Below are 22,964 nucleotides of genomic sequence, written 5' to 3'. Positions count from 1 at the left end.
GCGTCCGCCCGGGATCAAACCCGGACGGAAGCCTTCAGGCAATCATCGGATCGGGGTCGTACTCAGGAACCCTTGCCACCGCACTTGCCCGTCGCAACGTTGAAGTTGCCGCAGGACATCGGCTTGCGCCAATCGGAGATCAGGTCCTTGGAGTCAGGCAGGAAATCTGACCATTCGTCACCGACGACGGCAGGTGTCTGCTGGACGATTTCGAACTGGCCGTTGGCCTGGATTTCACCGATCAGCACCGGCTTGGTGATGTGGTGGTTCGGCATGACGGTTGCAGTGCCGCCGGAGAGGTTCGGAACGCTGACGCCGATGATGGTGTCCAGAACCTTGTCGGTGTCGGTCGTGCCGGCGGCCTGGACGGCCTTAACCCATGCGTTGAAGCCGATATAGGCGGCTTCCATCGGGTCGTTCGTCACGCGCTTGTCGTTCTTGGTGAAAGCGTGCCAGTCCTTGATGAACTTCTTATTGGCGGGGCTTTCGACCGACTCGAAGTAGTTCCAGGCGGCGAGATGGCCGACGAGCGGCTTGGTGTCGAGACCGGCAAGCTCTTCTTCGCCGACCGAGAAAGCGACGACGGGAATGTCGGTTGCCTTGATGCCCTTGTTACCCAGTTCCTTGTAGAAGGGAACGTTGGCATCGCCGTTGATCGTCGAGACGACGGCGGTCTTCTTGCCGGCCGAACCGAATTCCTTGATCTTGGAAACTTCGGTCTGCCAGTCGGAGAAGCCGAACGGCGTGTAGTTGGTCATGATGTCTTCTTTCGGAATACCTTTCGAAATCAGGTATGCCTCGAGAATCTTGTTGGTCGTGCGCGGATAAACGTAGTCCGTACCTTCGAGAACGAAGCGCTTGACGCCTTCTTTTTCCATCAGGTAGTCGACAGCAGGAATGGCCTGCTGGTTCGGAGCAGCACCGGTGTAAAAGATGTTGCGCGAAGACTCTTCGCCTTCATACTGGACCGGATAGAAGAGCAGCGAATTCAGCTCTTCGAAAACCGGCAGAACGGACTTGCGCGACGAGGACGTCCAGCAACCGAAGACGGCGGCAACCTTGTCCTTCTGGATCAGCTCGCGTGCCTTTTCGGCAAACAGCGGCCAGTCGGATGCCGGGTCGACGACGACGGCTTCAAGCTTCTTGCCGAGAAGGCCGCCCTTCTTGTTCTGCTCGTCGATGAGCATCAGCATGGCGTCTTTGAGTGTCGTTTCGGAAATCGCCATCGTGCCCGAAAGCGAATGCAGCACGCCGACCTTGATCGTGTCGTCGGCGGCTACCGCACCGTGGAAGGCGGCCGATGCGGCCATAACAGCGCCGAGCGCTGCGCCCGTAATAGTGGATTTGAGATTCATCTGATTGAACTCCCCTCTTCTTGTTCCGCAACAGGCCGGAAACGGAAATTAACTGTTGCCGAGGGGACTATCGGGTGCTGCAGCGCAAAAACACATACGCCAAATGACGTAGGCGCAGGGGGCAAACGGGCAGACGAGGACAAGGAAGGGCATCCCCACGGAAGGGATGCCCTTTAGTTCTATTCGCCGATCGTCAGGGTGACCGATGTCGGGCCGTAGGAAAGGGTCGCCCTGTGGCCGGAGATGGTGAACCTGTCGAAGATGCCGCTGACGGCTCCGGCCTTCAGGATCTCGATCTTCGTTCCGGGCGCCGGGGCGTAGCCCGAGGCAAGCGTCACATCGAGGTCACCGGAGAGCGCCGCCTTGCCCGCGATGACCAGCGTGCCCGCGCCGTCAGCACCGAGCGTCGGCTTCGCCGCGGTATTGGCGAACTGCTGGTAATCACCGCCTACGGTCAGGGGCTTAGCGGCCGCCATGACGAGAGAACCGCCGTTCACGGACAGTCCGCCGGTGCCGAAGGCCGAGGGCGAGCCTGCCACCAGCACGCCTTCTTCCAGCACGGTGCCGCCGGCATAGCTGTTGGCGCCGGAAAGGCCGAGAATGCCGCTACCGCGCTTCACCAGCTTGCCTTTGCCGCCAATATCGTTGCGCCAGGTATCGATCGCATTGAAGCCGCCCTTTGCAGCGTCCATCGTCACCGTCACATCCTGTTCGAAGGCGCCATAGCCGTCGGCGGCGGCAAACAGGTTGAGGCGGCCGTAGCCTTCCGCATCGTCGAGCAGCGGATAGCCCGAGGCGATCTCCGTCGTCTTCAGCACGTCGCGGCGCTGCTCGCCGTCGAGATAGGGCAGACGCGTTTCAAGAAGCGCTTCTGCGCCCTGCGGCACGCGCGCCGGCTGATCGGTCGCATGGATGGTGGGCAGGCCATAGCTCAGGCGCTGCAGCACGTAAGCGCGGTTGGCGTCATGATCGGCGAAGCGGTCCGCGGCAAGCGGCGCTGCATGGGCGGCGACTTCAAGCGCCCCGGCATCCGCAACGCCTGATTTGGCGACGAGCCAGGATTGCGCCTGGGCGTAAGCATCGCTCTTCAGCGTTGAATTATCAGCCTTGTTCAGATTGTAGACGACCGTGGCGGTGCCGAGCATGCGGCCGCCCATCACGTCGAGGGGGGAATGCATGCCGGCAAGGATGCGGTCTTCGCCCATTTCGCTGGCGCGCGTGATCATTTCCTGAAAACGCTGCGGCACGAGATAGGCCATGGCGAGCGCATCGCGCCAGGCTTCTGCCGTATGCCCGCTTGGGAAGCCGCCGTCCTCGACCGGCTTGCCGTTCTTGGCGGGCTCGAGCGTCGGGACGACCGAGACATCCTGGCTCCAACGATAGGGACGGGCATATTTGAAATAGCGCTTGGCCGGCTCCGTCGAGCCGTCACCGCTCGCGGCATTGATGAAATCGATGGCAAGGCCCATGTCCGGATTGGCATCGGTCTTGTTTTCCGTGTCCGGCTTGCTGCCGGCGCCGCGATTGTTCCCCTTGTCGTCGTATTTGACAGTCGTCGCATCGGCGGCCACTTCGGTAATCGTGGTGGTCTGCTTGGAGCCCGCCTTCCAGGCATCCATCAGCGGGCCGAGGCCATCGACGATGCTGGCATTCTTACCGCGCCGATCGTCGAGATAGGCGGCGACCGCCTGCTCGGCCGTCCGGGACTTCGTCGCCTTGACGACATAGGCGATGTTCGCATCATGGACTGGCTTGTTGACGACCTGACCATCGGTCTTGCTGAAGGGAATGCCGTCCCAATCCGTCTTGGCCACCGCAGGGCAATTGTCCTTGGCCGGTGCCTCAACGCCGGCATCGACGAAGGGCGTGCGCGGGGTCCAGACTTCGAGGAAGCCGGAGAGAAGATGGACGGCGGCATTGGTGTCCACCGTCGAGAAGCAGGCATCTCCACGCCTGTTCGTGTTTCCGGCCTGCGCATAAGGCGCTTTCGCCGCCGTTGCCTGCTCGGCGGCGGCAAGCGACGGCACGATCGAAACAAGGCAGACAAGGGCGGTGCTCAGGCGGAAAAGGCTTAAAGCAGACATGATGATACCCGAAATGATTGAACGAACGGCGGGAGAGTTAGAGCCCTTATGTGACAGACCGGTTTCAAAAATATTGCTGTTCTGTGAATCTGCCGGCGCTCCGCCTCTTGCCTTTCCCGCCCGTCCCGCCAAGAGTGCCGGAGAGACGATAGGCCCAACCGGAATGCCGGAAGGAAGACATGGCAGCACGCCAACGCATCATTCCGGTAAGACGCGAATACAATCGCTGGGTCGCCAACCAGACGCTGGAAGATTATGCGCTGCGCTTTACCGCAAAGAGCGCCCGCCATTTCTCATCGCAGCGCATCTCGCAGACGGCGATCGGCGCAATCTCCTTCCTGGCGCTGGAGGCGATTGGCGGCGCGATCACGCTGTCCTACGGCACCACCAATGCCTTCTACGCCATTATCGTCGCTTCGATCGCCATGCTGGCGATCGGCCTGCCGATCAGCCGCTACGCCATCCGCCACGGCGTCGACATCGATCTTCTGACGCGCGGCGCAGGCTTTGGCTACATCGGCTCGACCATCACCTCGCTAATCTATGCAAGCTTCACCTTCATGCTGTTTGCAATCGAGGCCTCGATCATGTCCGGCGCCCTGGAGCTGACGCTCGGCATCCCGCTCTGGATCGGTTACATCATCAGCGCCGTCATGGTGATCCCGCTCGTGACGCACGGCGTGCGGCTGATCAGCAAGTTCCAGCTGATGACCCAGCCCTTCTGGATCGTGCTGAACATCCTGCCCTTCATCTTCATCGCCTTCATGGACTGGGGAAAGTTCGATCTCTGGCGCGCCTTCGCCGGCATCCGCCACGCCTCCGGCCCTCCAGGCACGGTCGCGGATTTCAATCTCGTCGAATTCGGCGCCGCCTCCGCCGTCATCCTGGCGCTGATGTCACAGATCGGCGAACAGGCGGACTTCCTGCGCTTCCTGCCGCCCGACCCGCAGCGCAAGTGGCGCCATCGCCTCGCCATTTTCCTCGCCGGTCCCGGCTGGGTCATCATCGGCGCGCCGAAGCTGCTTGCCGGTTCGTTTCTCGTCGTGCTGACCTTCACGTCAGGCGTGCCGCTCGACCGCGCCGCCGACCCGGCGCAGATGTACCTGACGGCCTTCGGCTACATGGTCCCCTGGCACAATGCCGCGCTGCTGTTGATGGCCGCCTTCGTCGTCGTCTCGCAGCTGAAGATCAACGTAATGAACGCCTATGCGGGCTCGCTCGCCTGGTCGAACTTCTTCTCGCGGCTGACCCACAGCCATCCCGGCCGCGTCATCTGGCTGGTCTTCAACGTCGCAATCGCCCTGCTCCTGATGGAGCTCGGCATCTACAGGCTGCTGGAGGAGACGCTCGGCATCTTCTCGATCATCGCCATGGCCTGGCTCTGCACGATCTCCGCCGATCTCTTCATCAATAAGCCGCTGGGGCTTGCTCCTCCAGGTATCGAGTTCAAGCGCGCTCATCTCTACGATATCAACCCGGTCGGCCTCGGCGCCATGACGCTGTCGGCGACAGTGTCGCTGATCGCCCATTTCGGCGCCTTCGGCGGGACTGCCGCCTCGCTCGCCCCCTACATCACTCTCGCCATCGCGCTGGTCGCCACGCCGGCGCTCGCCTGGGCGACGAAAGGCAAGTTCTATCTCGCCCGCAAGCCGCGCCAGAGCTGGAAGAACCTGACGAGCATCACCTGCTCGGTCTGCGAACACCCCTTCGAACCGGAGGACATGGCCTGGTGCCCGGCCTATGCCGCGCCGATCTGTTCGCTCTGCTGCTCGCTCGACAGCCGCTGCCACGACATGTGCAAACCGGCCGCCCGTTTCAACGCGCAGGTCGGCACCGTCGCCAAGACGCTGTTGCCGGAAGGCATTCTGGGCAAGCTGACGACGCGCCTCGGCCGCTACGGCATCGCCGTCGCCTTGGCGCTGACTGCGATCGGCGCGATTCTCGCGATGATCGCCCATCAGGTCGCCGCCGCCTCGCCGGAGACGGCCGAGGTCGTCAACCGCACCATCCTGATCGTCTTCTTCGTCTTCTCGGTGATCTCAGGCGTCGTCTGCTGGTTCTATGTGCTCGCCCATGACAGCCGCGTCGTCGCCGAGGAGGAATCCTCGCGCCAGAATACGCTGCTGCTCAAGGAAATCGCAGCCCACAAGAAGACCGACGCGGCTTTGCAGAACGCCAAAGAGACCGCCGAGGCCGCCAACCGCGCCAAGAGCCGCTATGTCGTCGGCCTCAGCCACGAGCTGCGCACGCCGTTGAATGCCGTGCTTGGTTATGCCCAGATCCTCGAGCGCGACGAGACGATCCCGGTGCCGCGCCAATCCTCGATCAAGGTCATCCGCCGCAGCGCCGAACATCTCTCCGGGCTGATCGACGGCCTCCTGGATATTTCCAAGATCGAGGCCGGACGCCTGCAGGTCTATTCCAACGAGATCAATATCCAGGATTTCCTCGATCAGATCGTCGACATGTTCCGCCCGCAGGCGCAGGCAAAGGGGTTCGCCTTCACCCATGAGCGTTCGCCGGCCTTGCCGCAATTCGTCCGCACCGACGAAAAGCGCCTGCGCCAGATCCTCGTCAACCTGCTCTCCAACGCCATCAAGTTCACCGACGAGGGCAGCGTCGCCTTCGATGTCGGCTATCGCAGCCAGGTTGCGACTTTCACCGTCACGGACACCGGCCGCGGCATCGCCGAGAAGGACCTGACACGCATCTACGAACCCTTCCAGCGCGGCGAGGCCGAAAGCGTGCGCCCGATGCCTGGCCTCGGCCTCGGCCTTACCATCACGCGGCTTCTCACCAACACGCTCGGCGGCGAGATTGCTGTTTCGAGCATCAAGGACGAAGGCTCGACCTTCCGCGTGCGGCTGATGCTGTCTGCCGTCATGCGCCCCGCCGCTCCGCCGCAGGAAAAGCGCATCGTCGGTTATGAAGGCCCGCGCCGCACGGTCGTTGTCGTCGACGACAACGAGGATCACCGCGAGATGATGCGCGAAATCCTGGCGCCGCTCGATTTCATCGTTCTGACGGCGGCAGGCGGCGGCGAATGCCTGACGCTGATCGAAGGCATCATGCCTGACCTTTTCCTCGTCGATATCCTGATGCCCGGCATGAGCGGCTGGCAGCTCGTCTCGCGCCTGCGCGAAGCCGGCCAGACCGCCCCGGTGCTGATGCTGTCGGCCAATATCGGCGACGCGGCGGTTCTCAGCGACAGCGACGACAGCCACAACGATGCAATCGGCAAGCCCGTCGACATCCGCCAGCTGCGCGACAAGCTCGCCCTCCATCTCGGTCTGACATGGGTCTATGCCGACACAGCCCCCGTTATCGTGGAAAAGACTGAAGCGCCGATGCTGAGCCCGGGCGCTGCCCATGTGCAGGAATTGCTTCGGCTCGGCGAAATCGGCTATATCAGGGGCATCGAAGCCAAGCTCTCGGATCTTGCCAAGCTAGAGGCAAATCGGCCATTCACGGAGGCGCTTCGCGCCTATGTCGCCGCCTTCGACCTGGCCGGCTTCATGACCTTCCTGCACGACTTCGACGAAAAGGTAGAACCCATTGGCTGAGCCGGCCCTCCCCCGCGACATCGTTCTGCTCGTCGACGACTCGGCCGAAGCGCTGGGCTTCTTGACTGACGCGCTCGAGCAATCCGGCTTCTCCGTGCTGATCGCCACCTCGGGCGCGGCAGCACTTGGTATCGTCGAGCGCATCACGCCCGATCTCATCCTGCTCGACGCCGTCATGCCTGCCATGGACGGCTTCGAGACCTGCAGCAGGCTGAAGGCGAATGCCGCCGTGGCGCAGGTGCCGGTCATCTTCATGACCGGACTGACCGAGACCGAACATGTCGTGCATGCGCTGGAATCCGGCGGCGTCGATTATCTCACCAAACCGATCAACATCGACGAGCTGCGGGCCCGCATCCGCGTCCACTTGCGCAATGCCCGCTCGGCCCAGAGCGCCCGCGTCGCCCTCGACGCCGCCGGCCGCCATCTGCTGGCGGTCAAAGGGGATGGTGCGATCCACTGGTCGACGCCGCAGGCAACGCGGCTCGTCAATGCCGCGATGGGCAGCGACGACGGCATGGAGATCGTCGTGCGCCATATTTCCGGCTGGATGCGCGACCGCATGGCCGCGGTGCGCGACGGCATCATCTCGATCGCTCATGCCGGCCAGGCGGCCCTTCAGCTTGCCTTCCTCGGCGCGATCGGGCCTGACGAATATCTCTTCCGCCTCACCGCCGCCAGCCAGCGCAGCGACGACGAAGTGTTGCGCCAGCGCTTCTCGCTGACGCAGCGCGAATCCGAAGTGCTGCTCTGGATCGCCAAAGGCAAAGCCAACCGCGATATCGGCGAGATATTGGGACTGTCGGCGCGCACGGTGAACAAGCACCTCGAACAGATCTACGTGAAACTCGGCGTCGAAAACCGGGCGTCGGCGGCAGTGAAGGCGACGCACGTGCTGCATGAAATGTAGCGAAATCTTGGGTGGCGTGTCGTTCACGTCACCCAAGACTGATCGCTAGACCACGCGATCCGGCACATCCCTGCCCTCGAAAAACGCCGTCACGTTGTCGACCACTTTCATGCCCATGGCTGTCCGCGTCTCTTCCGTCGCACTGCCAAGATGTGGCAGCACCACAACGTTCTCCATCCGCCGCAGGGCCTCCGGCACGTTCGGCTCCGCCTCATAGACGTCGAGCCCCGCACCGCGGATCGTACCGCTCTCCAGCGCTGAAATCAGCGCCGCCTCATCCACCACATCACCGCGCGCGGTATTGATGAGGAAAGCACCCGGCTTCATCGCCGCAAACCGCGCCGCATTCATCAGATGCCGGTTCTCCGCTCCTCCAGGGCAATGCAGCGAGACGAAATCGGCCATCGCCAGCACCGCCTCCACCGAAGCCAACTGCCGCGCGCCATAACGCGCCGCCTCGGACGGATCGACCGGCGAGCGGTTGAAGAACACGACATCCATGCCGAAGCCGAAATGGCAGCGTTGCGCGAAGGCCTTGCCGATGCGGCCGAAGCCGATGATGCCGACCGTCTTGCCAGTTACCTTGGTGCCGATCATATGCGTCGGGCACCAGCCTTTCCAGTCACCGGCGCGCACCTGCCGCTCGCCCTCGCCGCCGCGCCGGGCAACGGAAAGCAGCAGCAGCATGGCGATATCGGCGGTGCAGTCGGTCAGCACGCCCGGCGTGTTGGTGACCGCGACGCCCCTTGCTTTAGCAGCTGTTATATCGATGTGATTATAGCCGACGCCGAAATTGCCGAGGATCCTGGTGACGACAGGCGCGCCCTCGAAGACAGCGGCCGGCAACCGGTCGGAAACCGTTGGCAGCACGGCGTCATAGGTCGAAAGCGCCAGCCGCAGCTCGTTTTCACCAAGCGGAATATCGTCACGATTGAGCGTGACGTCGAAACGTTCGGCAAGGACGGTCTCCACCGCGGTTGGCCAGCGCCGGGTGACGAGAATACGGGGTTTGGACATGGGCGGCTCCGCTCAATGCTGCAAAACGATGGCAAGAGTTAACCCAGGCGGAGAGCAATTGAAACGCCCACAAAACGAAAGAAGCCCGGTCGAAACCGGGCTTCGATAATCCTGTCCCGTAAAGGACGGCTAAGCTTACATGCCCTGCGGGACGTAGGTGTACTTGCCGTCCGCGCCCTTCTTCCATTCGTACATGATGTAACCAGGAATCTTCGGGTCGCCCTTTTCGTCGAAGGAGATGTCGCCGAGAACGGTCGAGAACGGACCCTTTTCCTTCATGGCCGTGGCAACGGCTTCAGGATCGAGCGAACCGGCAGCCTTGGCAGCACCGGCAATCGCCTGCATCGCAGCGTAGGAATAGAGCGTATAGGCTTCCGGGTTGAAACCGGCGGCCTTGAACTTCGCGACGAGGTCCTTGTTGGCCGGGTTCAGTGTCGGATCGGGACCGAAGGTGTTCAGCGTACCGGCGACGGCGTCACCAGCGATGGAGGCCAGTTCGTTGGAAACGATACCGTCACCCGAAACGAGCGTTGCCTTCAGGCCCTGGTCGGCCGCCTGGCGGATGATGAGACCGGCTTCGGTGTGCAGACCGCCCCAATAGATGATCGAGACGCCGGCTTCCTTCATCTTGGCGATGAGGGCCGAGAAGTCCTTGTCGCCAACGTTGATGCCTTCGTACATGACTTCGGTGAGACCAGCGGCATTCATGGCCTTCTTGGTTTCATCGGCAAGGCCCTGACCGTAAGGGGTCTTGTCGTGAACGACGGCGATCTTGGCGTCCTTGAAGTGATCGGCAAGATACTTGCCGGCGATGGCGCCCTGCTGGTCGTCACGGCCGCAGGTGCGGAAGGTGTTCCAGAGACCGCGCTCCGTAAACTTCGGGTTCGTTGCAGCCGGGGTGATTTCGAGAATGCCGTTTTCGGCATAGACTTCAGAAGCCGGGATCGAAACGCCCGAGTTGAAGTGGCCGATGACGAACTTGACGCCGTCGGCAACGAACTTGTTGGCGACCGAAATGCCCTGCTTCGGGTCGGAGACGTCGTCACCGAGCTCGATCTTGATCTGCTCGCCGTTGATGCCGCCAGCAGCATTGATGTCGGCAGCAGCCTGCTCGGCACCCTTCTGGAGCTGAGCGCCGAATGCGGCGTTCGGGCCGGTCAGCGGACCAGCGACAGCGATAAGAACGTCGGCCCAAGCGTTGCCGCTGAAGGCGACCATCGCCGTCAGAGCCACTGCCGACAGAAGAGACTTCTTCATATTGTTACTCCCAATTTTTGGGCGGGTTCCGGTCCAAGGCCCGGCGCACTACCCACCATTGACTGCGCCAGGAAAGCTGTTCCACTCTGAAGGCAATTCATGCCTAGTTTCAACGGACTGTCAATGTTTGTCCTTCCACGAGAACGCGGAAGTTTTTTCGTACAGCCAGTAATAGTTGTTGACCATCTGATTGGTGCGGCGAAAGCGGAAGCCGGCCGTCGAAAAGACAAGCAGCGTCACGAAGTCGATAGCGTAATAGAGGGTGCTGAGCATCGGCCCATTGAACAGGGCGTGGTGGAGAAACTGCATCGCCCAGGCAAGCAGGAAGGTGTAGACGATCACCCGCGGATAGTTGCTCCAGCTGTCCGCAACCGCCTTGCCAGCTCGCCAGGCCGTCCAGAAGCCGATGAGCGCGACGATCGCGCGGATGACCAGACGGGCGCCGTCATCGCTTTCGAAGAAAAGTCCCTGCATGTCAAACTCTCCCTTCGACTAGTGTCGTCCGCCTTCGAGATAGGCGGCGCGGACTTCGGGATTGGCGAGCAGTTCCTTGCCGGAGCCGCTCATCGTCACCTTGCCGTTCACCATCACGTAAGCGCGGTGCGAAAGCCTCAGCGCAGCGAATGCGTTCTGCTCGACGAGGAAAACCGTGAGCCCTTCCTGTTCATTGAGCTTTCGGATCGCTTCGAAGATGCCCTTGACGATCAGCGGCGCAAGGCCGAGCGAGGGTTCGTCGAGCAAAAGCAGCTTCGGACGAGCCATCAGCGCGCGGCCGATCGACAGCATCTGCTGCTCGCCGCCGGAAAGCGTTCCACCGCGCTGGGCGTGGCGTTCCTTGAGGCGCGGGAAGAGCGTGAAGATCTTCTCGACGTCCTCGGCGAAATATTTGAGATTGTCGAGGCCCGCACCCATCTGGAGGTTTTCCAGAACCGTCATGCGCGGGAAGATGCGGCGGCCTTCCGGCGACTGCGCGATGCGCAGGCGGGCGATTTCATGGGTCGGAAGCTTGGTGATGTCGCGGCCCTCGAAGACGACCGAACCGACACGGGCCTGCGGACTGCCACAGATCGTCATCATCAGCGTCGACTTGCCGGCGCCATTGGCGCCGATCAGGCTGACGATCTCGCCCTTGTTGACATGAACATCGATGCCGGCCAGCGCACGGATATTGCCATAATAGGTTTCGACGCCCTTCACCTGAAGGAGCGTTTGACCGGTCATTACTTCAGCGCTCATCAGTTTGCGCCTCCTTCGAGCTGCTCGACGGTTGCGATCACCTCTTCCACTTCCTCATCCTCAACGCCGAGATAGGCTGCGATGACCTTCGGATCGTTCTTCACATGATCCGGCGTGCCATCGGAAATCTTCTGGCCGTATTCGAGGACGACGACGTGATCGGAGATTTCCATGACCACCGACATGTCATGCTCGATGAGAAGGATAGACGTTCCGGTTTCGGCACGGATGCTCTGCAACAGCTCATTGAGCGTCGCCGATTCCCGCGGGTTAAGACCTGCTGCCGGTTCGTCCAGGCAGAGCAGCTCCGGTCCGGTGCACATGGCGCGCGCAATCTCGAGACGGCGCTGGGCGCCATAGGGTAGATCGCCCGCCGGATCGTCGGCGCGATCGATCAGGTCGGCCTTCTCAAGCCAATGACGCGCGAGCTCGATTGCTGCGGCGGCTTCACGCTTGTAGGGACCGACGCCGATGAGGCCTAGGATCGTATAACCCGAGGCCTGCATCAGTTTGTTATGCTGGGCGACGAGCAGATTTTCGAGAACGGTCAGGCCGGAAAACAGCCGGATGTTCTGGAAGGTGCGCGCAACCTTGGCTTCCTTGGTGATCCGGAAGTCCGGAAGACGCTCCAATAGGTATTGCTTGCCGCCCTTCTGGTTGAGCGTGATCATGCCCATCGTCGGCTTGTAGAAGCCGGTGATGCAGTTGAAGACGGTCGTCTTGCCGGCGCCGTTCGGGCCGATCAGCGCAGTGATGTCGCCGCGCTTGGCTTCGAAAGAGAAGTCGTTGATGGCCATCAGGCCGCCGAACTTCATCGACAGGTGCTCGACCTTGAGAAGAATGTCGCTCGACATCGTATTGGTGACCGGGCTCATCAACCGTGTCCCTCCTTGATGAAGCTTCCGGAGATTGCCTTACGCGCCTTGAGGAAGGCCGTCGGCGATCGCGAGCCTACGAAACCACGCGGCTTGAATAGCATCACCACAACCATGGCGAGGCCGAAGATAAGCATGCGGTAAAGTTCCGGCGTGAAGGTCGGACCGAAGATGTATTTCAGGAAGTCCATACTGCGTAGCGCCTCGGTACCTCCGACCATGACGATCGCAGCAATCGCGATTCCGGTCAGCGAGCCCATACCGCCGAGCACGACGATGGCGAGGATGACAGCTGACTCCAGGAAGACGAAGGATTCTGGCGAAACGAAGCCCTGGCGTGCTGCAAAGAACGAGCCGGCAAAGCCCGCGAACATCGCACCGGTAGCGAACGCCGTAAGTTTAGTCGTCACCGTGTTGATGCCAAGTGAGCGGCAGGCGATCTCGTCTTCACGCAACGCTTCCCAAGCTCGGCCGATCGGCATGCGGCGTAGCCGGATCGTCACATAGGCGGTCAGCATGCAGAGCGCCAGGATGACGTAGAACAGGAAGATTTTGTAATAGGCCGATGACGAAGGCAGCCCGAAAACCTTGGCGAAATTATTCACCTTGCCGACATCGAAGGTCCAGATACCGAAGACCGAAGCCTTGGCAATGCCTGAGATGCCGAAGGTGCCCTTCGTCAGATCAGTCCAATTGATGATCACGAGGCGTATGATTTCGCCGAAGGCGAGCGTCACGATGGCAAGGTAGTCGCCGCGCAAGCGCAATACCGGGAAACCGAGGATGACACCCCAGAGTGCCGCGAAGATACCGGAAAGCGGCAGCAGCACCCAGAAAGACAGGCCGAAATAGCTCGACAGCAATGCATAGGAATAGGCGCCGACGGCGTAGAAGGCGACATAACCAAGGTCGAGAAGACCGGCAAGGCCGACAACGATGTTAAGACCCCAGGCGAGCATCACGTAAATCAGGATCTGAATGCCGAAATTGTCGACAAACGTCAACGAACCCTGAGGACCTCTGAGCGCTACAGCCATCACAGGATAGAGCAGCAACAGAGCCAGCACGACCTTCAGAAAATGGGTCTCATACGGGCTTGCTTCCAGCGGCAATCCAAGTCTTTCGGCCTCTACATTGCGTTCCCGACGCCTCTCTTCTGCCGGGAGAAGAACGTATTTGATCAGCACACCCAACAATGCGGCCAGCACAACCAGGCCGCCCAGGATCAGCAGATCGAGCCAAAACTGTTCACGAATGAACACGTAAGCCAGGTAGGCCACGATCATCAGAACCGCTACAGGAACCACCACTCGCATAGTCCTGGCGAACAGGCCGGGTATTGCTGCAAACATGACGACGGCGAAGCGGCCAACTGCGGCGATTATGACGAAAATCGCAAGCAGTCCCCATCGCTGAACGATGACCAGCTCGTTGCTGATATTCTGGTCGGTCTTGAGACCGACATAGAGAACGAACATGCCGAACGCCAGTACGGCGGCGAAAAGGGCTTGGATAAGACCCTTGCGGACAAGTCCGGCATCGGGCTTGCCTGCAGAATTCTCAATGTTTGCCATGACGTTATACCTTCTCGACTTCCGGCCGCCCAAGAATGCCCGTCGGCTTGAAGATCAGCACGAAAGCGAGGATGGCGAAGGTCGCGACATCCTTGTACGCGATGGTGAAATAGGCTGACCACAAAGATTCGATGAGGCCGATCATCAACCCGCCGAGAACGGCGCCCGGCAGCGAGCCGATGCCGCCGAGGACGGCTGCGGTAAATGCCTTCACACCCGGCGTGAAGCCGTCGGCGAACGAGGCAACGCCATAATACATCAGATACATCGTGCCGGCGACGGCAGCGAGCGCCGCACCCATGACGAAGGTGATCGAGATGGTCTGGTCGACATTGACGCCGAGCAGCGCCGCCATCTTGCGGTCCTGCTCCGTGGCCCGCTGAGCGCGGCCGAGCGCGGTATGGTTGACGATATACCAGAAGACCGTGAGCAGCACCGCCGTGATGATGATGATGACGATCTGCTTCAGCGACACGGAGATGTTGCCGAACTGATAGACCGAGCTCACCAGCGGCGGAATCGGCTTGTTGCGCGGACCCTGCGTCACCTGGATGAAGTTGGACAGCACGATCGACATGCCGATCGCGGTGATCAGCGGCGCCAGGCGGAAGGAACCGCGCAGTGGACGGTATGCAATGCGCTCGATCGTCCAATTCCACAAACTCGTCATCAGCATCGCGACGACAAGCATCGCCAGCAGCAGAACTGCCACCGGGAGACCTGCGAAGATGGATGTGAGGACGAGGAAGACGATAAGAGCGGCGAAACCACCGAGCATGAAGATGTCGCCATGGGCGAAGTTGATCATGCCGATAATGCCATAAACCATCGTATAGCCGATAGCCACAAGGCCATAGATGGATCCGAGCGTCAGCCCATTGAAGAGCTGCTGGACGAAATACTCCATATGTCGTTTTCCCCTGGATGCGAGCCGAATAAGCTGCATCTCTTTTTGGTTCATTGGTTCTCCGTTTCAGAGAACCTCATAGGCCGCATGCATAGCGGTTTCGTTGAAAATGTGAAGACAAAAAGGCTTTACTCCGACAGATTCTTGGTGGAACAGGCCTAAATGGCTCGTTTTGAACCAAAATCCACAGAAAAACGGCACCGAAAGGCGGATTTTTAGCCAGAAATCGTCATCGGGTTAACCATCCGGTGATATTGCCGCCGATTTCTTGCGCCGCTCGCCGCGTAAGCTATTCCACAGAATTGGAAGATGGCGCAAATTCAGACCCTCGGGCGGATGCTTTTTCGAATGCCATTTCACGACTGAATGCTCGCCTCTCGTCTGACAAGGCTGGGAACTTATGGTAGCATCACCGGATTATGTATGAGGGGTGCGAAGCGCGGCGGGAAACACCATATAAATTCTCGACGGGTATATGGCGTGACAGGGATGGTTTGCGGACGAGCGACAGCGGGGTGCTCGCCGCACGGCGAACGGCAAAAGGACAATGCTGAGGACATTTGAAAAGGCGGCACTGGAAGCCGGTAAGGCCATCATCACGGTCTTGCGCGAGGGCTTTCCCGTCGCCATGAAGGCGGATGCAAGTCCCGTCACGGCCGCCGACGAGGAGGCCGAACGCATCATCCTCGCCCATCTCGCCAGAGATTATCCCGAAATACCCGTCGTGGCGGAAGAGTCGGTCGCAGCCGGCAAGGTGCCCGATATCAGCGGCCGAGGCTTCTTCCTGGTCGATCCTCTCGACGGCACGCGCGAATTCGTCGACGGACGGCAGGAATTCACCGTCAACATCGCCTATATCGAGAACGGCGCCCCGGTGGCCGGCGTCGTCTACGCGCCGGCGCTCGGGCTTGCCTTCTCGGGAGAGCGCGGCCACGCCGAAAGACTTGTCGTCACCGACGATTTCACGATCGGCTCGCGCAGCACGATCACCGTGCGCGAACAGCCGGACGACAGGCTGGCGCTCGCAAGCCTTCGCCACAACAGCCCGGAGACCGGCAGCTTCCTTGCTCACCATGCGATCTCCAAATGCACCAATATCGGCTCCTCGCTGAAATTCTGTCTGCTGGCCGAAGGCAAGGCGGACGTCTATCCACGTTTCACCCGCACGATGGAATGGGATACGGCGGCCGGCGATGCGGTGCTGCGCGCCGCCGGCGGTTCAACGGTGACGCTCGATGGCGCGCCGCTGACTTATGGCAAGACGGGAACGGCGGCCGATTTCGACTTCGCCAACCCGAACTTCATCTCCTGGGGCGGCAGGAAACGCGTTCTCGAGCCGGCGTGACCATCCGCAGCAAGCGCTGAAAGCAGCCAAGCCGCAATCCTTCTATCGCGTGATGCTCCGTTGCCGCCACTTGGCCGCAGCATCACTCCCGCGCGATCACCTCATATCATCTTGTCGTGCTTAGGCCGCTGCCCCTCGCGGAGCGATTCGCAGGGTCGGCGCCGGATCAAGTGATTCTCGGCGCGACCCGATTCTCTGCATCTGAGGTCACCGATCCTGCCTTGATTTTGTCACATTGTGACACAGGTTGACGGCAACCGAGCGCCCTCACCAAAAAAAATTCGTGTCGGATCCGGTTAAAAATATTGGTTAACGAGCACCGACCGGGTGTCGAAACAGCACGCCGTCACACCCCTGGAAGCCCCCGTCAAAGGCCTAAAAACCTTGATGAAATTCCAATTCTTAACGGAATATCATGAGGTTGCCTCAACTTAACGCAAGTGCGAAAGATTTGTTGCGATGCGATATTTCTCTGGACAGCATTACACAATTGTCGCATTCTTCCGTTTTAGTAGGGTTACCAAGACCTGAGTGCACCCCTGGTGACAGGGTTAACCATTGATCGCCTATTGCCGCCGCGCCCCTCGAAGACAACAGAGTACGATCCTTGAGCATCACGGAACTAAACAACAGCATTTCGACTGACTCCTTCCGGCCGAGCAGCCGCCAGCTGCCGAGCCTGAAGATGCAGACTCCCGTTATCCATAGCGACGCGCCGCAGGCGCCGTGGATGGATCTTGCCCTGAAGCGGGCGTTCGACATCGTTTCGTCGTTGAGCGCCCTCCTCGTCCTCGCTCCTTTTCTCCTCCTCGTCGCCCTGCTGATCAAACTCGACAGCCCGGGACCGGTGCTCTTCAAGCAGACTCGCTGGGGCAGGAACTGCAAGACCATCAAGGTCTACAAGTTCCGCTCGATGCGCACCGACCTCTGCGATGCCTCAGGTGTCGCCCAGACGGTGAGGAACGATCCGCGCATTACCCGCATCGGCGCCATCCTGCGCCGCACGAATATCGATGAGCTGCCACAGCTTTTGAACGTGCTGCTGGGCGACATGTCGGTCGTCGGTCCGCGCTGCCATGCCATCGGCATGCGCGCAAGCGACATGCTTTACGAAGAGCTCGTACCGGAATACCACCAGCGCCACGCCATGCGTCCCGGCATGACGGGTCTCGCCCAGATGCGCGGCCTGCGCGGCCCGACCGATCGTCCGGCCAAGGCGCGCGCCCGTATCGTCAGCGACCTCTACTACGTCCAGAATTTTTCGATCTGGATGGATATGCGCATCATCGTCGGAACCGTCGTGTCCGAATTGACCCGCGGAAAAGGCTTCTAAGTTTTCCGAGAAAGACCGGCTCTCCTCCATATCGCCCAAAACTGCACAGCGGTTTTGGGCGATATGCATTGATGCGGGAATTCGAAGCGGGGGAAGCGAATCTGAAAGATTACGACGCGGCTTTCAGAGCAGCCGGTAGCGAAATGCTCTGGCGACCGCCTGCATCCGGTTGACCGAATCAAGCTTGCGCATCGCGCCCTTCAGATACCCTGCAACAGTATGCGACGAGAGATCGAGAATGATCGCGATCTCGTCACTGCTCTTGCCGGCAGCCGACCAGCGCAGGCATTCGATTTCGCGCCGGGTGAGCGCCTCCGACGGCCCTTCCTCCGATCTGACGCTGCGCGAGATCTTGTCCAGAAGCTCCATGCAGCCATAAAGCAGCGCTGTCGCCTGCTCCCGCGCGGGCATGGGAGAACCGCCTGAGAAGGCGAAGATGTATTGTTTCAGGTCAGCGTCGTGCAGCGTGAAGGCATAGGTGTTCTTCAGCCCATGCATCTGGAATAGCGTGTTCAACCGGCGGTTTTCCTGGTTGGCGGCACTGCCCGCAAAGGGGCCATCCTCGCAGAAGATCGGCATGATCGTCCGCTTCATCGCGCTCACCAGCCTGCTGCAATAGAAGAGATCGGCCGCCTCGTAGAAGCCGACGAGGCTTTGCGGCCAGTTGCTGTTCAACCGGTTTTCGACGAAGGCCGTGCGGTCGCCCCGCGGGAAGGCCGAGAGCAGATAGAAATCGAAGCCCGCAAGCTTCGCCATCTCGCCGAGCCGGTCTCCGGAGTCCTTGAACGTAATACCGGCGGCATCGGCCCGCGAAGGCGAAAACGCAGCATCTTCAGCGCAGTCGTCGACTGCGCGCTCACGTCTTTTCATTTTCGTATCCTCATACGGCGCGCTTCGGCTCAGCCTCGCTGGCGGCGACGAGAAGCTCGCGCCAAAGCATCGGCAAAGACAGCTTTTGCCCGCATCTCGAGGACACGAAGCGTCGAAAACACGAACTGGACCGATACAGCGGGAAGAGCGGAGACGAAGTCTTGCGCCCGTTTTATGTTGAAGTGCTTATAAAATTTTCCCGGCAAACCAGGTAATATTTATTCCGCATGGCTCCCATGCAACCGTCACAAATTGACGTAGCGGCAGGCGGCCCTGCCAAATCAGCGGTCGCGCGCGAGGGCATCTAAATTTGTTATCAAAGTCTTACGATGGGCTTAGGCAATTTTTAAATGTGGCAGGCTAGAGTGGGGCTCGTGGTCTTGCGTTGTGTAGAGAGTCCAATGACCGAAATGATACGTCCCCGAGTAAAATATGTCATCGGCCCCGATGGCAGCCCCCTGACGATCGCGGACCTTCCGCCGCCCAACACGCGGCGCTGGGTGATCCGCCGGAAGGCAGAGGTTGTCGCGGCTGTCCGCGGTGGCCTGTTGAGCTTGGAAGAGGCCTGCGAGCGTTACACGCTCACCGTCGAAGAATTCCTCTCCTGGCAGTCGTCGATCAACAGTCACGGCCTCGCCGGCTTGCGCACCACGCGCATCCAGCAATATCGCCACTGATCACCCGCCATCACCGACATTTATTTCGGGCCGGACGCATCTCCCATAAGAGAATGAAGAAGGCCCGAAATCATTGACGAGGCCGCGTAGCACCAGAGCCCAGGCTGCGTGAAGGCATCTGCCAGACCCGTCGTCTTCGCCGCCGCAATCACGATCGCGACCAGCAGCACGTCCATCATTGACCACTTGGACAGATGCGGCACGACGCGACGATAAAACAGGCTGCCTGCCCCGCCGCCGGCAGCCGTCGCTTCTGCGGTGATCCCCATCGCCTCCGCGGTGATGCTGATCATCTTCAGAAATGGAAGCACGATCGAAACCAGCGCGACGATCGCCGCCAGCAGCCCGTCCCCGCCCTGCCAGAGCGACAGGACGATTTCGATGAGCGACGGCGTCTTGTTGAAGAAATACAACGTCTCGAAACGAACCAGCGGCAAGATCAGGCCTAGCGCCAGGAGAAAGGGCGCAGCGACGAGAAGAACGGGGCGGATCATCGAAAGCGCTCCCATAACGACGAACCGCGTCGATCCAGCATTTTTCATGAACACTCCGTTTCCTCTAGCAATTGCCTCACCGACTTGGCACGACTGCGCCACCGTGTCACGGTCGGCGACAACGATATCCGTTCATGAGGAAATACAATGGACATTCGAAACGAAGAAGGCGCCTCTGGTGGCCGCTACGCCGCCGAACTCGAAGGACACGAGGCGGAGATGACCTATTCCAGAACATCGCCGAAACTCATCATCATCGATCACACGGCGGTTCCCGACGCGCTGCGCGGCAAGGGCGTCGGCCAGGCCTTGGCGCTCCATGCTGTGGAGGCAGCCCGCGCCGGCGGCTGGAAGATCATCCCGCTCTGCCCTTTCTTCAAGGCACAGGCCCAGCACCATCCCGAATGGAAGGATGTCGTGAACTGATTCCCGTCGCCTGAAACCGGCTGCGGGTTTTGGGCAGCGGCATGCGAACCTCAAAAAGGTGAAAACACCAAAAGCCATGTATGACGGACAGCGCGCCCATCATACATGGCTTCTCAGTGGCGATCTCCAGGGCGCCGAGGCCGGCGCCCGCCTTTTCTCTTACGCCCTAGCGCGGGCGCCGCCGTCACGCTCTTCCAGCGCCGTCGCCCTTGCATATTCCGCCTGCATCTCTTCGAGCGCCAATTCCAGCGTCTCTTCCTGCATCTTCAGTTCCTTGATCGAAACCTGCAGGTTGTCGGCCCGCTGACGCGCAGCCTTGGCGAAGGTCGGATAAGCAAAGTGATTCGGGTCTGATATACCGGACTTCTTTTCCTCGACGACGATCTGGCTCTCCAGATCCTTCGTCATCCGTTCGAATTCAGACATCATCATCTGCAATTGCTGCAGCTGACGTCGTTTTTCGTTCACCTGAAACTCTTTCAGGCGAACGAGACTTTCTCGCGACTTCATACGCATTACTCCCGTGATGCGAGACCCCGGCTCAACTTGAAACCGCCCTGCGCGCCGCTTTGACACGGTTTGCTAAAAAATTTCCTGCGATATTAACAAAAACCTACCGCTGGTAACCTTTCGTTTACGGGCATCGTTAATGATAGGCCCGATGATTTAAGGGTCGGTAAATGCTGCGGCATGAAATTCGAACCTTTTCATTGGCGAGTCGGATGAATCACTTAGCGCTGTTTCCTAATGTTAAACTTAAGGAAAGCCTTTTTGAGATTCCTATTGGAAAACAGAGAAATGGAAAAATTATTTAATAAATTCGATACTCCTTGCCAGAGTGAATTAGAATTTGTTAACCATTTCGTGGCAGCTTCCAAATCACGTAGCTTGTTCGGGTATCGTGTAGGGGGCCAGACCACCTTTCGGCGGCGGTAAAGGGGATAATTATGCGGGTACTTCTCATCGAGGATGACAGCGCTACGGCGCAGAGCATCGAGTTGATGCTGAAATCAGAAAGTTTTAATGTTTATACCACCGATCTCGGTGAAGAAGGCGTCGATCTGGGCAAGCTGTATGATTATGACATCATCCTTCTCGACCTGAACCTGCCCGACATGTCCGGATATGAAGTGCTCCGCACTCTCCGGCTGTCCAAGGTCAAGACACCGATCCTCATTCTGTCGGGCATGGCTGGCATCGAAGACAAGGTTCGCGGCCTCGGTTTCGGCGCCGACGACTACATGACCAAGCCCTTCCACAAGGACGAGCTCGTCGCCCGCATCCACGCCATCGTCCGCCGCTCCAAGGGTCACGCCCAGTCGGTCATCATGACCGGCGAACTGATCGTCAACCTCGATGCCAAGACTGTCGAAGTCGGCGGCCAGCGCGTTCACCTGACGGGCAAGGAATACCAGATGCTGGAGCTGCTTTCGCTCCGCAAGGGCACCACCCTCACCAAGGAAATGTTCCTGAACCACCTTTACGGCGGCATGGACGAGCCCGAACTGAAGATCATCGACGTCTTCATCTGCAAGCTGCGCAAGAAGCTGGCCAACGCCGCAGGCGGCGCCAACTACATCGAGACGGTCTGGGGCCGCGGATACGTTCTTCGCGAGCCGGATGGTGCCGAATACGCCGAAACCGCCTGATTTTCCGATCCCCTTATCGGATAACGAAGATCCCGCCCTTCCGGCGGGATTTTTCGTTTCTGCCGGCGCAACAGGACGCCGCCCGAATAACGAAGGATTTGAGGCTGGACCGGCCCGAAATCTCTGCATCTCGATAGAAAATGGACGGTTGCGGCAGCCGAGCGCGCTTGCACTTCGGCACCCTGCTCCAGGAGAAAAGGCCTGCTCTCAGGCCGCGATTGCGCGGTTTCCGAAGACGGCGGTCAGGATCTTGCGATCGAACGGCTTCAGCAGGAAGTCGGTGGCGCCGGCCCGTTTGCCAGCCATCAGCTTCTTCAGATCCGCCTCGACGACGCAGTAATAGATCTTGACCTCTTTACCGCCCTCCATGGCGCGGATGGCGGCGATGAGATCGAGCGCGCCTTCCATGCCGGAATCGACGATCAGATATTCCGGCAACTCCGCCTGGCAGCGCTGCAAAGCTTCGCTGGCGTTGGAAGCTTCGCTGACGAGAAAGTCGAGTTCGGAGAGAATGCGCTTGCCGACCTTGCGGACAATGTCCGAATTATCGGTGATCATGAACCTTTGCATGGCCGCTCCTTTGCCCCCGCATTCGTCGCAGCGAGGGGCCTCTTACAACCGTGGATGATAGGTCCATCTGGCTAAGGAATCGTTACCGGACGGGCGCCGACCCCGTCTGCGCCCCAAAATCAGGCAGCGGCGGCCACCGCCGTAAACACCAGTTCCTCGGCGCTGGCGCTGTGATCGAGCGTCATTCCGCACTCCTGCGCCAGAAGCACGGTGTAGTAGGGCTGGATCGAATGGGCGTCGATCGCCTCCTCGATCGTGCCGGTCGAGATCTCGACGAATTTCGGCGGCAGGCGCATCAGCTTGCCTTTGGCCGTGAGCTTGAACCTGGCATCGAATTCAGGATTCTCGAGCGTCACCTCAAGCACGCCGCCACGCGGAATGGCGGAATAGGCGACGAGGAAGAGATTGAGCAGCAGCTTGACGCGGTTCTTGGCGACGATGGCGCGCGGTCCGTTCCAGATCACTTCGGTCTTCTTCTCGGCGACAGCGAAATCCTTGGCCGCCCGCTCGGCCTCGCCGGTATCGATCGAGGCGCCGACCGAACCGGATGCGCCGAAAGCGAGCCGCGCGAATTTCAAGCGGACGGACGCGTTGAGCGCGCTGGTGCGGATCAGATCCATCGCGTCGGCATCGGCGCCGCCCTCATCCAGCAGTTCCAGGCCGTTGTTGATCGCTCCGACGGGCGAGATGACATCGTGGCAAACGCGGCTGCAAAGAAGCGCGGCCAGATCCGGGCCGGACAGGGTGAGATTAGGGTTGTTGGACATCATCGTCTCCTGAGGGGCGGCAATCTCATGCGCCCGGTAGTATGCTTCATCAAAA

Annotated in this window: 21 protein-coding genes; 7 read left to right on the top strand and 14 right to left on the bottom strand. The window is 60.1% G+C overall.

Annotated elements, in window-relative coordinates:
• Positions 1 to 62 precede the first annotated feature (62 nt).
• On the bottom strand, positions 63 to 1,355 hold the full coding sequence (urtA, locus tag EFB14_RS24845; RefSeq protein ID WP_126829279.1) for an urea ABC transporter substrate-binding protein: 1,293 nt from the start codon (positions 1,353 to 1,355) through the stop codon (positions 63 to 65).
• Between the two features lie 179 nt (positions 1,356 to 1,534).
• Entirely contained in the window at positions 1,535 to 3,439 is a 1,905-nt protein-coding gene (locus EFB14_RS24840; protein WP_126829278.1) for an acid phosphatase, read from the bottom strand.
• Between the two features lie 179 nt (positions 3,440 to 3,618).
• Between EFB14_RS24840 and EFB14_RS24835 the strand changes: the two genes are divergently transcribed.
• Complete coding sequence (locus EFB14_RS24835) at positions 3,619 to 7,002, top strand: hybrid sensor histidine kinase/response regulator (protein ID WP_126829277.1); 3,384 nt, start codon at positions 3,619 to 3,621, stop codon at positions 7,000 to 7,002.
• Complete coding sequence (locus EFB14_RS24830; protein ID WP_126829276.1) at positions 6,995 to 7,912, top strand: response regulator transcription factor; 918 nt, start codon at positions 6,995 to 6,997, stop codon at positions 7,910 to 7,912. Before EFB14_RS24835 ends, EFB14_RS24830 begins: the two co-directional genes overlap by 8 nt.
• A 45-nt stretch (positions 7,913 to 7,957) precedes the next feature.
• Here EFB14_RS24830 and EFB14_RS24825 read toward each other — a convergent pair whose 3' ends face one another.
• From EFB14_RS24825 to EFB14_RS24795, 7 genes are all read right to left on the bottom strand, one after another.
• Positions 7,958 to 8,929, bottom strand: coding sequence for a 2-hydroxyacid dehydrogenase (locus EFB14_RS24825; RefSeq protein ID WP_126829275.1), 972 nt, complete (start codon positions 8,927 to 8,929; stop codon positions 7,958 to 7,960).
• A gap of 135 nt (positions 8,930 to 9,064) precedes the next feature.
• Positions 9,065 to 10,186 carry a branched-chain amino acid ABC transporter substrate-binding protein gene (locus EFB14_RS24820; RefSeq protein ID WP_126829274.1) on the bottom strand — a complete coding sequence of 374 codons (1,122 nt, stop codon included), beginning with the start codon at positions 10,184 to 10,186 and terminating at the stop codon, positions 9,065 to 9,067.
• Between the two features lie 120 nt (positions 10,187 to 10,306).
• The gene (locus tag EFB14_RS24815; protein WP_125845209.1) at positions 10,307 to 10,660 is read right to left on the bottom strand and encodes a DUF6867 family protein; all 354 of its coding nucleotides are present in this window, start codon (positions 10,658 to 10,660) and stop codon (positions 10,307 to 10,309) included.
• A gap of 18 nt (positions 10,661 to 10,678) precedes the next feature.
• Positions 10,679 to 11,422 (bottom strand): ABC transporter ATP-binding protein, encoded by a 744-nt coding sequence (locus EFB14_RS24810; RefSeq protein ID WP_183604908.1) that lies wholly within the window; start codon positions 11,420 to 11,422, stop codon positions 10,679 to 10,681.
• Positions 11,422 to 12,297, bottom strand: coding sequence for an ABC transporter ATP-binding protein (locus tag EFB14_RS24805; RefSeq protein WP_126829273.1), 876 nt, complete (start codon positions 12,295 to 12,297; stop codon positions 11,422 to 11,424). The genes EFB14_RS24810 and EFB14_RS24805 overlap by 1 nt, the downstream gene beginning before the upstream one ends.
• Positions 12,297 to 13,871: a high-affinity branched-chain amino acid ABC transporter permease LivM gene (gene livM, locus EFB14_RS24800; protein ID WP_126829272.1), complete on the bottom strand. Its 1,575-nt coding sequence runs from the start codon at positions 13,869 to 13,871 to the stop codon at positions 12,297 to 12,299. The genes EFB14_RS24805 and livM overlap by 1 nt, the downstream gene beginning before the upstream one ends.
• Positions 13,872 to 13,875: 4 nt before the next feature.
• Entirely contained in the window at positions 13,876 to 14,778 is a 903-nt protein-coding gene (locus tag EFB14_RS24795; RefSeq protein WP_126829271.1) for a branched-chain amino acid ABC transporter permease, read from the bottom strand.
• Positions 14,779 to 15,325: 547 nt separating this feature from the next.
• Here EFB14_RS24795 and cysQ point away from each other — a divergent pair.
• Both cysQ and EFB14_RS24780 read left to right on the top strand, forming a co-directional pair.
• Positions 15,326 to 16,123, top strand: coding sequence for a 3'(2'),5'-bisphosphate nucleotidase CysQ (cysQ, locus tag EFB14_RS24785; protein WP_126829270.1), 798 nt, complete (start codon positions 15,326 to 15,328; stop codon positions 16,121 to 16,123).
• A 607-nt stretch (positions 16,124 to 16,730) separates the two neighbouring features.
• Complete coding sequence (locus tag EFB14_RS24780) at positions 16,731 to 17,456, top strand: sugar transferase (protein WP_126829269.1); 726 nt, start codon at positions 16,731 to 16,733, stop codon at positions 17,454 to 17,456.
• Positions 17,457 to 17,579: 123 nt separating this feature from the next.
• Here the strand turns inward: EFB14_RS24780 and EFB14_RS24775 are convergent, their stop codons facing one another.
• A complete protein-coding gene (locus EFB14_RS24775) occupies positions 17,580 to 18,326 on the bottom strand; it encodes a helix-turn-helix transcriptional regulator (protein ID WP_126829268.1) in 747 nt (248 codons plus the stop codon).
• Positions 18,327 to 18,727: 401 nt separating this feature from the next.
• On the opposite strand from EFB14_RS24775, the gene sciP reads away from it, so the two are divergent.
• Entirely contained in the window at positions 18,728 to 19,003 is a 276-nt protein-coding gene (gene sciP / locus EFB14_RS24770; protein WP_007533628.1) for a CtrA inhibitor SciP, read from the top strand.
• Positions 19,004 to 19,023: 20 nt separating this feature from the next.
• Here the strand turns inward: sciP and EFB14_RS24765 are convergent, their stop codons facing one another.
• Positions 19,024 to 19,512 (bottom strand): paraquat-inducible protein A, encoded by a 489-nt coding sequence (locus EFB14_RS24765; RefSeq protein WP_126829383.1) that lies wholly within the window; start codon positions 19,510 to 19,512, stop codon positions 19,024 to 19,026.
• 132 nt (positions 19,513 to 19,644) lie between these two features.
• On the opposite strand from EFB14_RS24765, the gene EFB14_RS24760 reads away from it, so the two are divergent.
• Positions 19,645 to 19,923 (top strand): GNAT family N-acetyltransferase, encoded by a 279-nt coding sequence (locus EFB14_RS24760; protein WP_126829267.1) that lies wholly within the window; start codon positions 19,645 to 19,647, stop codon positions 19,921 to 19,923.
• Positions 19,924 to 20,082: 159 nt separating this feature from the next.
• Here the strand turns inward: EFB14_RS24760 and EFB14_RS24755 are convergent, their stop codons facing one another.
• Complete coding sequence (locus EFB14_RS24755) at positions 20,083 to 20,433, bottom strand: flagellar export protein FliJ (protein ID WP_125845202.1); 351 nt, start codon at positions 20,431 to 20,433, stop codon at positions 20,083 to 20,085.
• 437 nt (positions 20,434 to 20,870) lie between these two features.
• Between EFB14_RS24755 and ctrA the strand changes: the two genes are divergently transcribed.
• The gene (gene ctrA / locus EFB14_RS24750; protein WP_003542362.1) at positions 20,871 to 21,572 is read left to right on the top strand and encodes a response regulator transcription factor CtrA; all 702 of its coding nucleotides are present in this window, start codon (positions 20,871 to 20,873) and stop codon (positions 21,570 to 21,572) included.
• 207 nt (positions 21,573 to 21,779) lie between these two features.
• Here the strand turns inward: ctrA and EFB14_RS24745 are convergent, their stop codons facing one another.
• Together EFB14_RS24745 and chpT are read right to left on the bottom strand one after the other, a co-directional pair.
• The gene (locus EFB14_RS24745; protein WP_126829266.1) at positions 21,780 to 22,142 is read right to left on the bottom strand and encodes a response regulator; all 363 of its coding nucleotides are present in this window, start codon (positions 22,140 to 22,142) and stop codon (positions 21,780 to 21,782) included.
• A 119-nt stretch (positions 22,143 to 22,261) separates the two neighbouring features.
• Positions 22,262 to 22,909, bottom strand: a complete 648-nt coding sequence (chpT, locus tag EFB14_RS24740) for a histidine phosphotransferase ChpT (protein WP_126829382.1) — start codon at positions 22,907 to 22,909, stop codon at positions 22,262 to 22,264.
• Positions 22,910 to 22,964: the final 55 nt, after the last annotated feature.

The organism is Rhizobium fabae, from assembly GCF_003985135.1.
GTDB classification, from domain to species: Bacteria; Pseudomonadota; Alphaproteobacteria; order Rhizobiales; family Rhizobiaceae; genus Rhizobium; species Rhizobium pisi.
Note: the sequence above shows the minus strand (reverse complement) of the source record. Positions and strands in the feature narration are given on the sequence as shown.

What these genes read in the sequence shown, in the direction of transcription:
- sciP (WP_007533628.1), top strand. Translation starts at nt 18,728, where the DNA reads ATGACCGAAATGATACGTCCCCGAGTAAAATATGTCATCGGCCCCGAT.
- EFB14_RS24760 (WP_126829267.1), top strand. Translation starts at nt 19,645, where the DNA reads ATGGACATTCGAAACGAAGAAGGCGCCTCTGGTGGCCGCTACGCCGCC.
- urtA (WP_126829279.1), bottom strand. Translation starts at nt 1,355, where the DNA reads ATGAATCTCAAATCCACTATTACGGGCGCAGCGCTCGGCGCTGTTATG.
- EFB14_RS24755 (WP_125845202.1), bottom strand. Translation starts at nt 20,433, where the DNA reads ATGAAGTCGCGAGAAAGTCTCGTTCGCCTGAAAGAGTTTCAGGTGAAC.
- EFB14_RS24765 (WP_126829383.1), bottom strand. Translation starts at nt 19,512, where the DNA reads ATGGGAGCGCTTTCGATGATCCGCCCCGTTCTTCTCGTCGCTGCGCCC.
- EFB14_RS24805 (WP_126829273.1), bottom strand. Translation starts at nt 12,297, where the DNA reads ATGAGCCCGGTCACCAATACGATGTCGAGCGACATTCTTCTCAAGGTC.
- EFB14_RS24810 (WP_183604908.1), bottom strand. Translation starts at nt 11,422, where the DNA reads ATGAGCGCTGAAGTAATGACCGGTCAAACGCTCCTTCAGGTGAAGGGC.
- EFB14_RS24745 (WP_126829266.1), bottom strand. Translation starts at nt 22,142, where the DNA reads ATGCAAAGGTTCATGATCACCGATAATTCGGACATTGTCCGCAAGGTC.
- EFB14_RS24795 (WP_126829271.1), bottom strand. Translation starts at nt 14,778, where the DNA reads ATGGAGTATTTCGTCCAGCAGCTCTTCAATGGGCTGACGCTCGGATCC.
- EFB14_RS24825 (WP_126829275.1), bottom strand. Translation starts at nt 8,929, where the DNA reads ATGTCCAAACCCCGTATTCTCGTCACCCGGCGCTGGCCAACCGCGGTG.
- EFB14_RS24775 (WP_126829268.1), bottom strand. Translation starts at nt 18,326, where the DNA reads ATGAAAAGACGTGAGCGCGCAGTCGACGACTGCGCTGAAGATGCTGCG.
- cysQ (WP_126829270.1), top strand. Translation starts at nt 15,326, where the DNA reads ATGCTGAGGACATTTGAAAAGGCGGCACTGGAAGCCGGTAAGGCCATC.
- ctrA (WP_003542362.1), top strand. Translation starts at nt 20,871, where the DNA reads ATGCGGGTACTTCTCATCGAGGATGACAGCGCTACGGCGCAGAGCATC.
- EFB14_RS24835 (WP_126829277.1), top strand. Translation starts at nt 3,619, where the DNA reads ATGGCAGCACGCCAACGCATCATTCCGGTAAGACGCGAATACAATCGC.
- EFB14_RS24815 (WP_125845209.1), bottom strand. Translation starts at nt 10,660, where the DNA reads ATGCAGGGACTTTTCTTCGAAAGCGATGACGGCGCCCGTCTGGTCATC.
- livM (WP_126829272.1), bottom strand. Translation starts at nt 13,871, where the DNA reads ATGGCAAACATTGAGAATTCTGCAGGCAAGCCCGATGCCGGACTTGTC.
- EFB14_RS24820 (WP_126829274.1), bottom strand. Translation starts at nt 10,186, where the DNA reads ATGAAGAAGTCTCTTCTGTCGGCAGTGGCTCTGACGGCGATGGTCGCC.
- EFB14_RS24840 (WP_126829278.1), bottom strand. Translation starts at nt 3,439, where the DNA reads ATGTCTGCTTTAAGCCTTTTCCGCCTGAGCACCGCCCTTGTCTGCCTT.
- chpT (WP_126829382.1), bottom strand. Translation starts at nt 22,909, where the DNA reads ATGTCCAACAACCCTAATCTCACCCTGTCCGGCCCGGATCTGGCCGCG.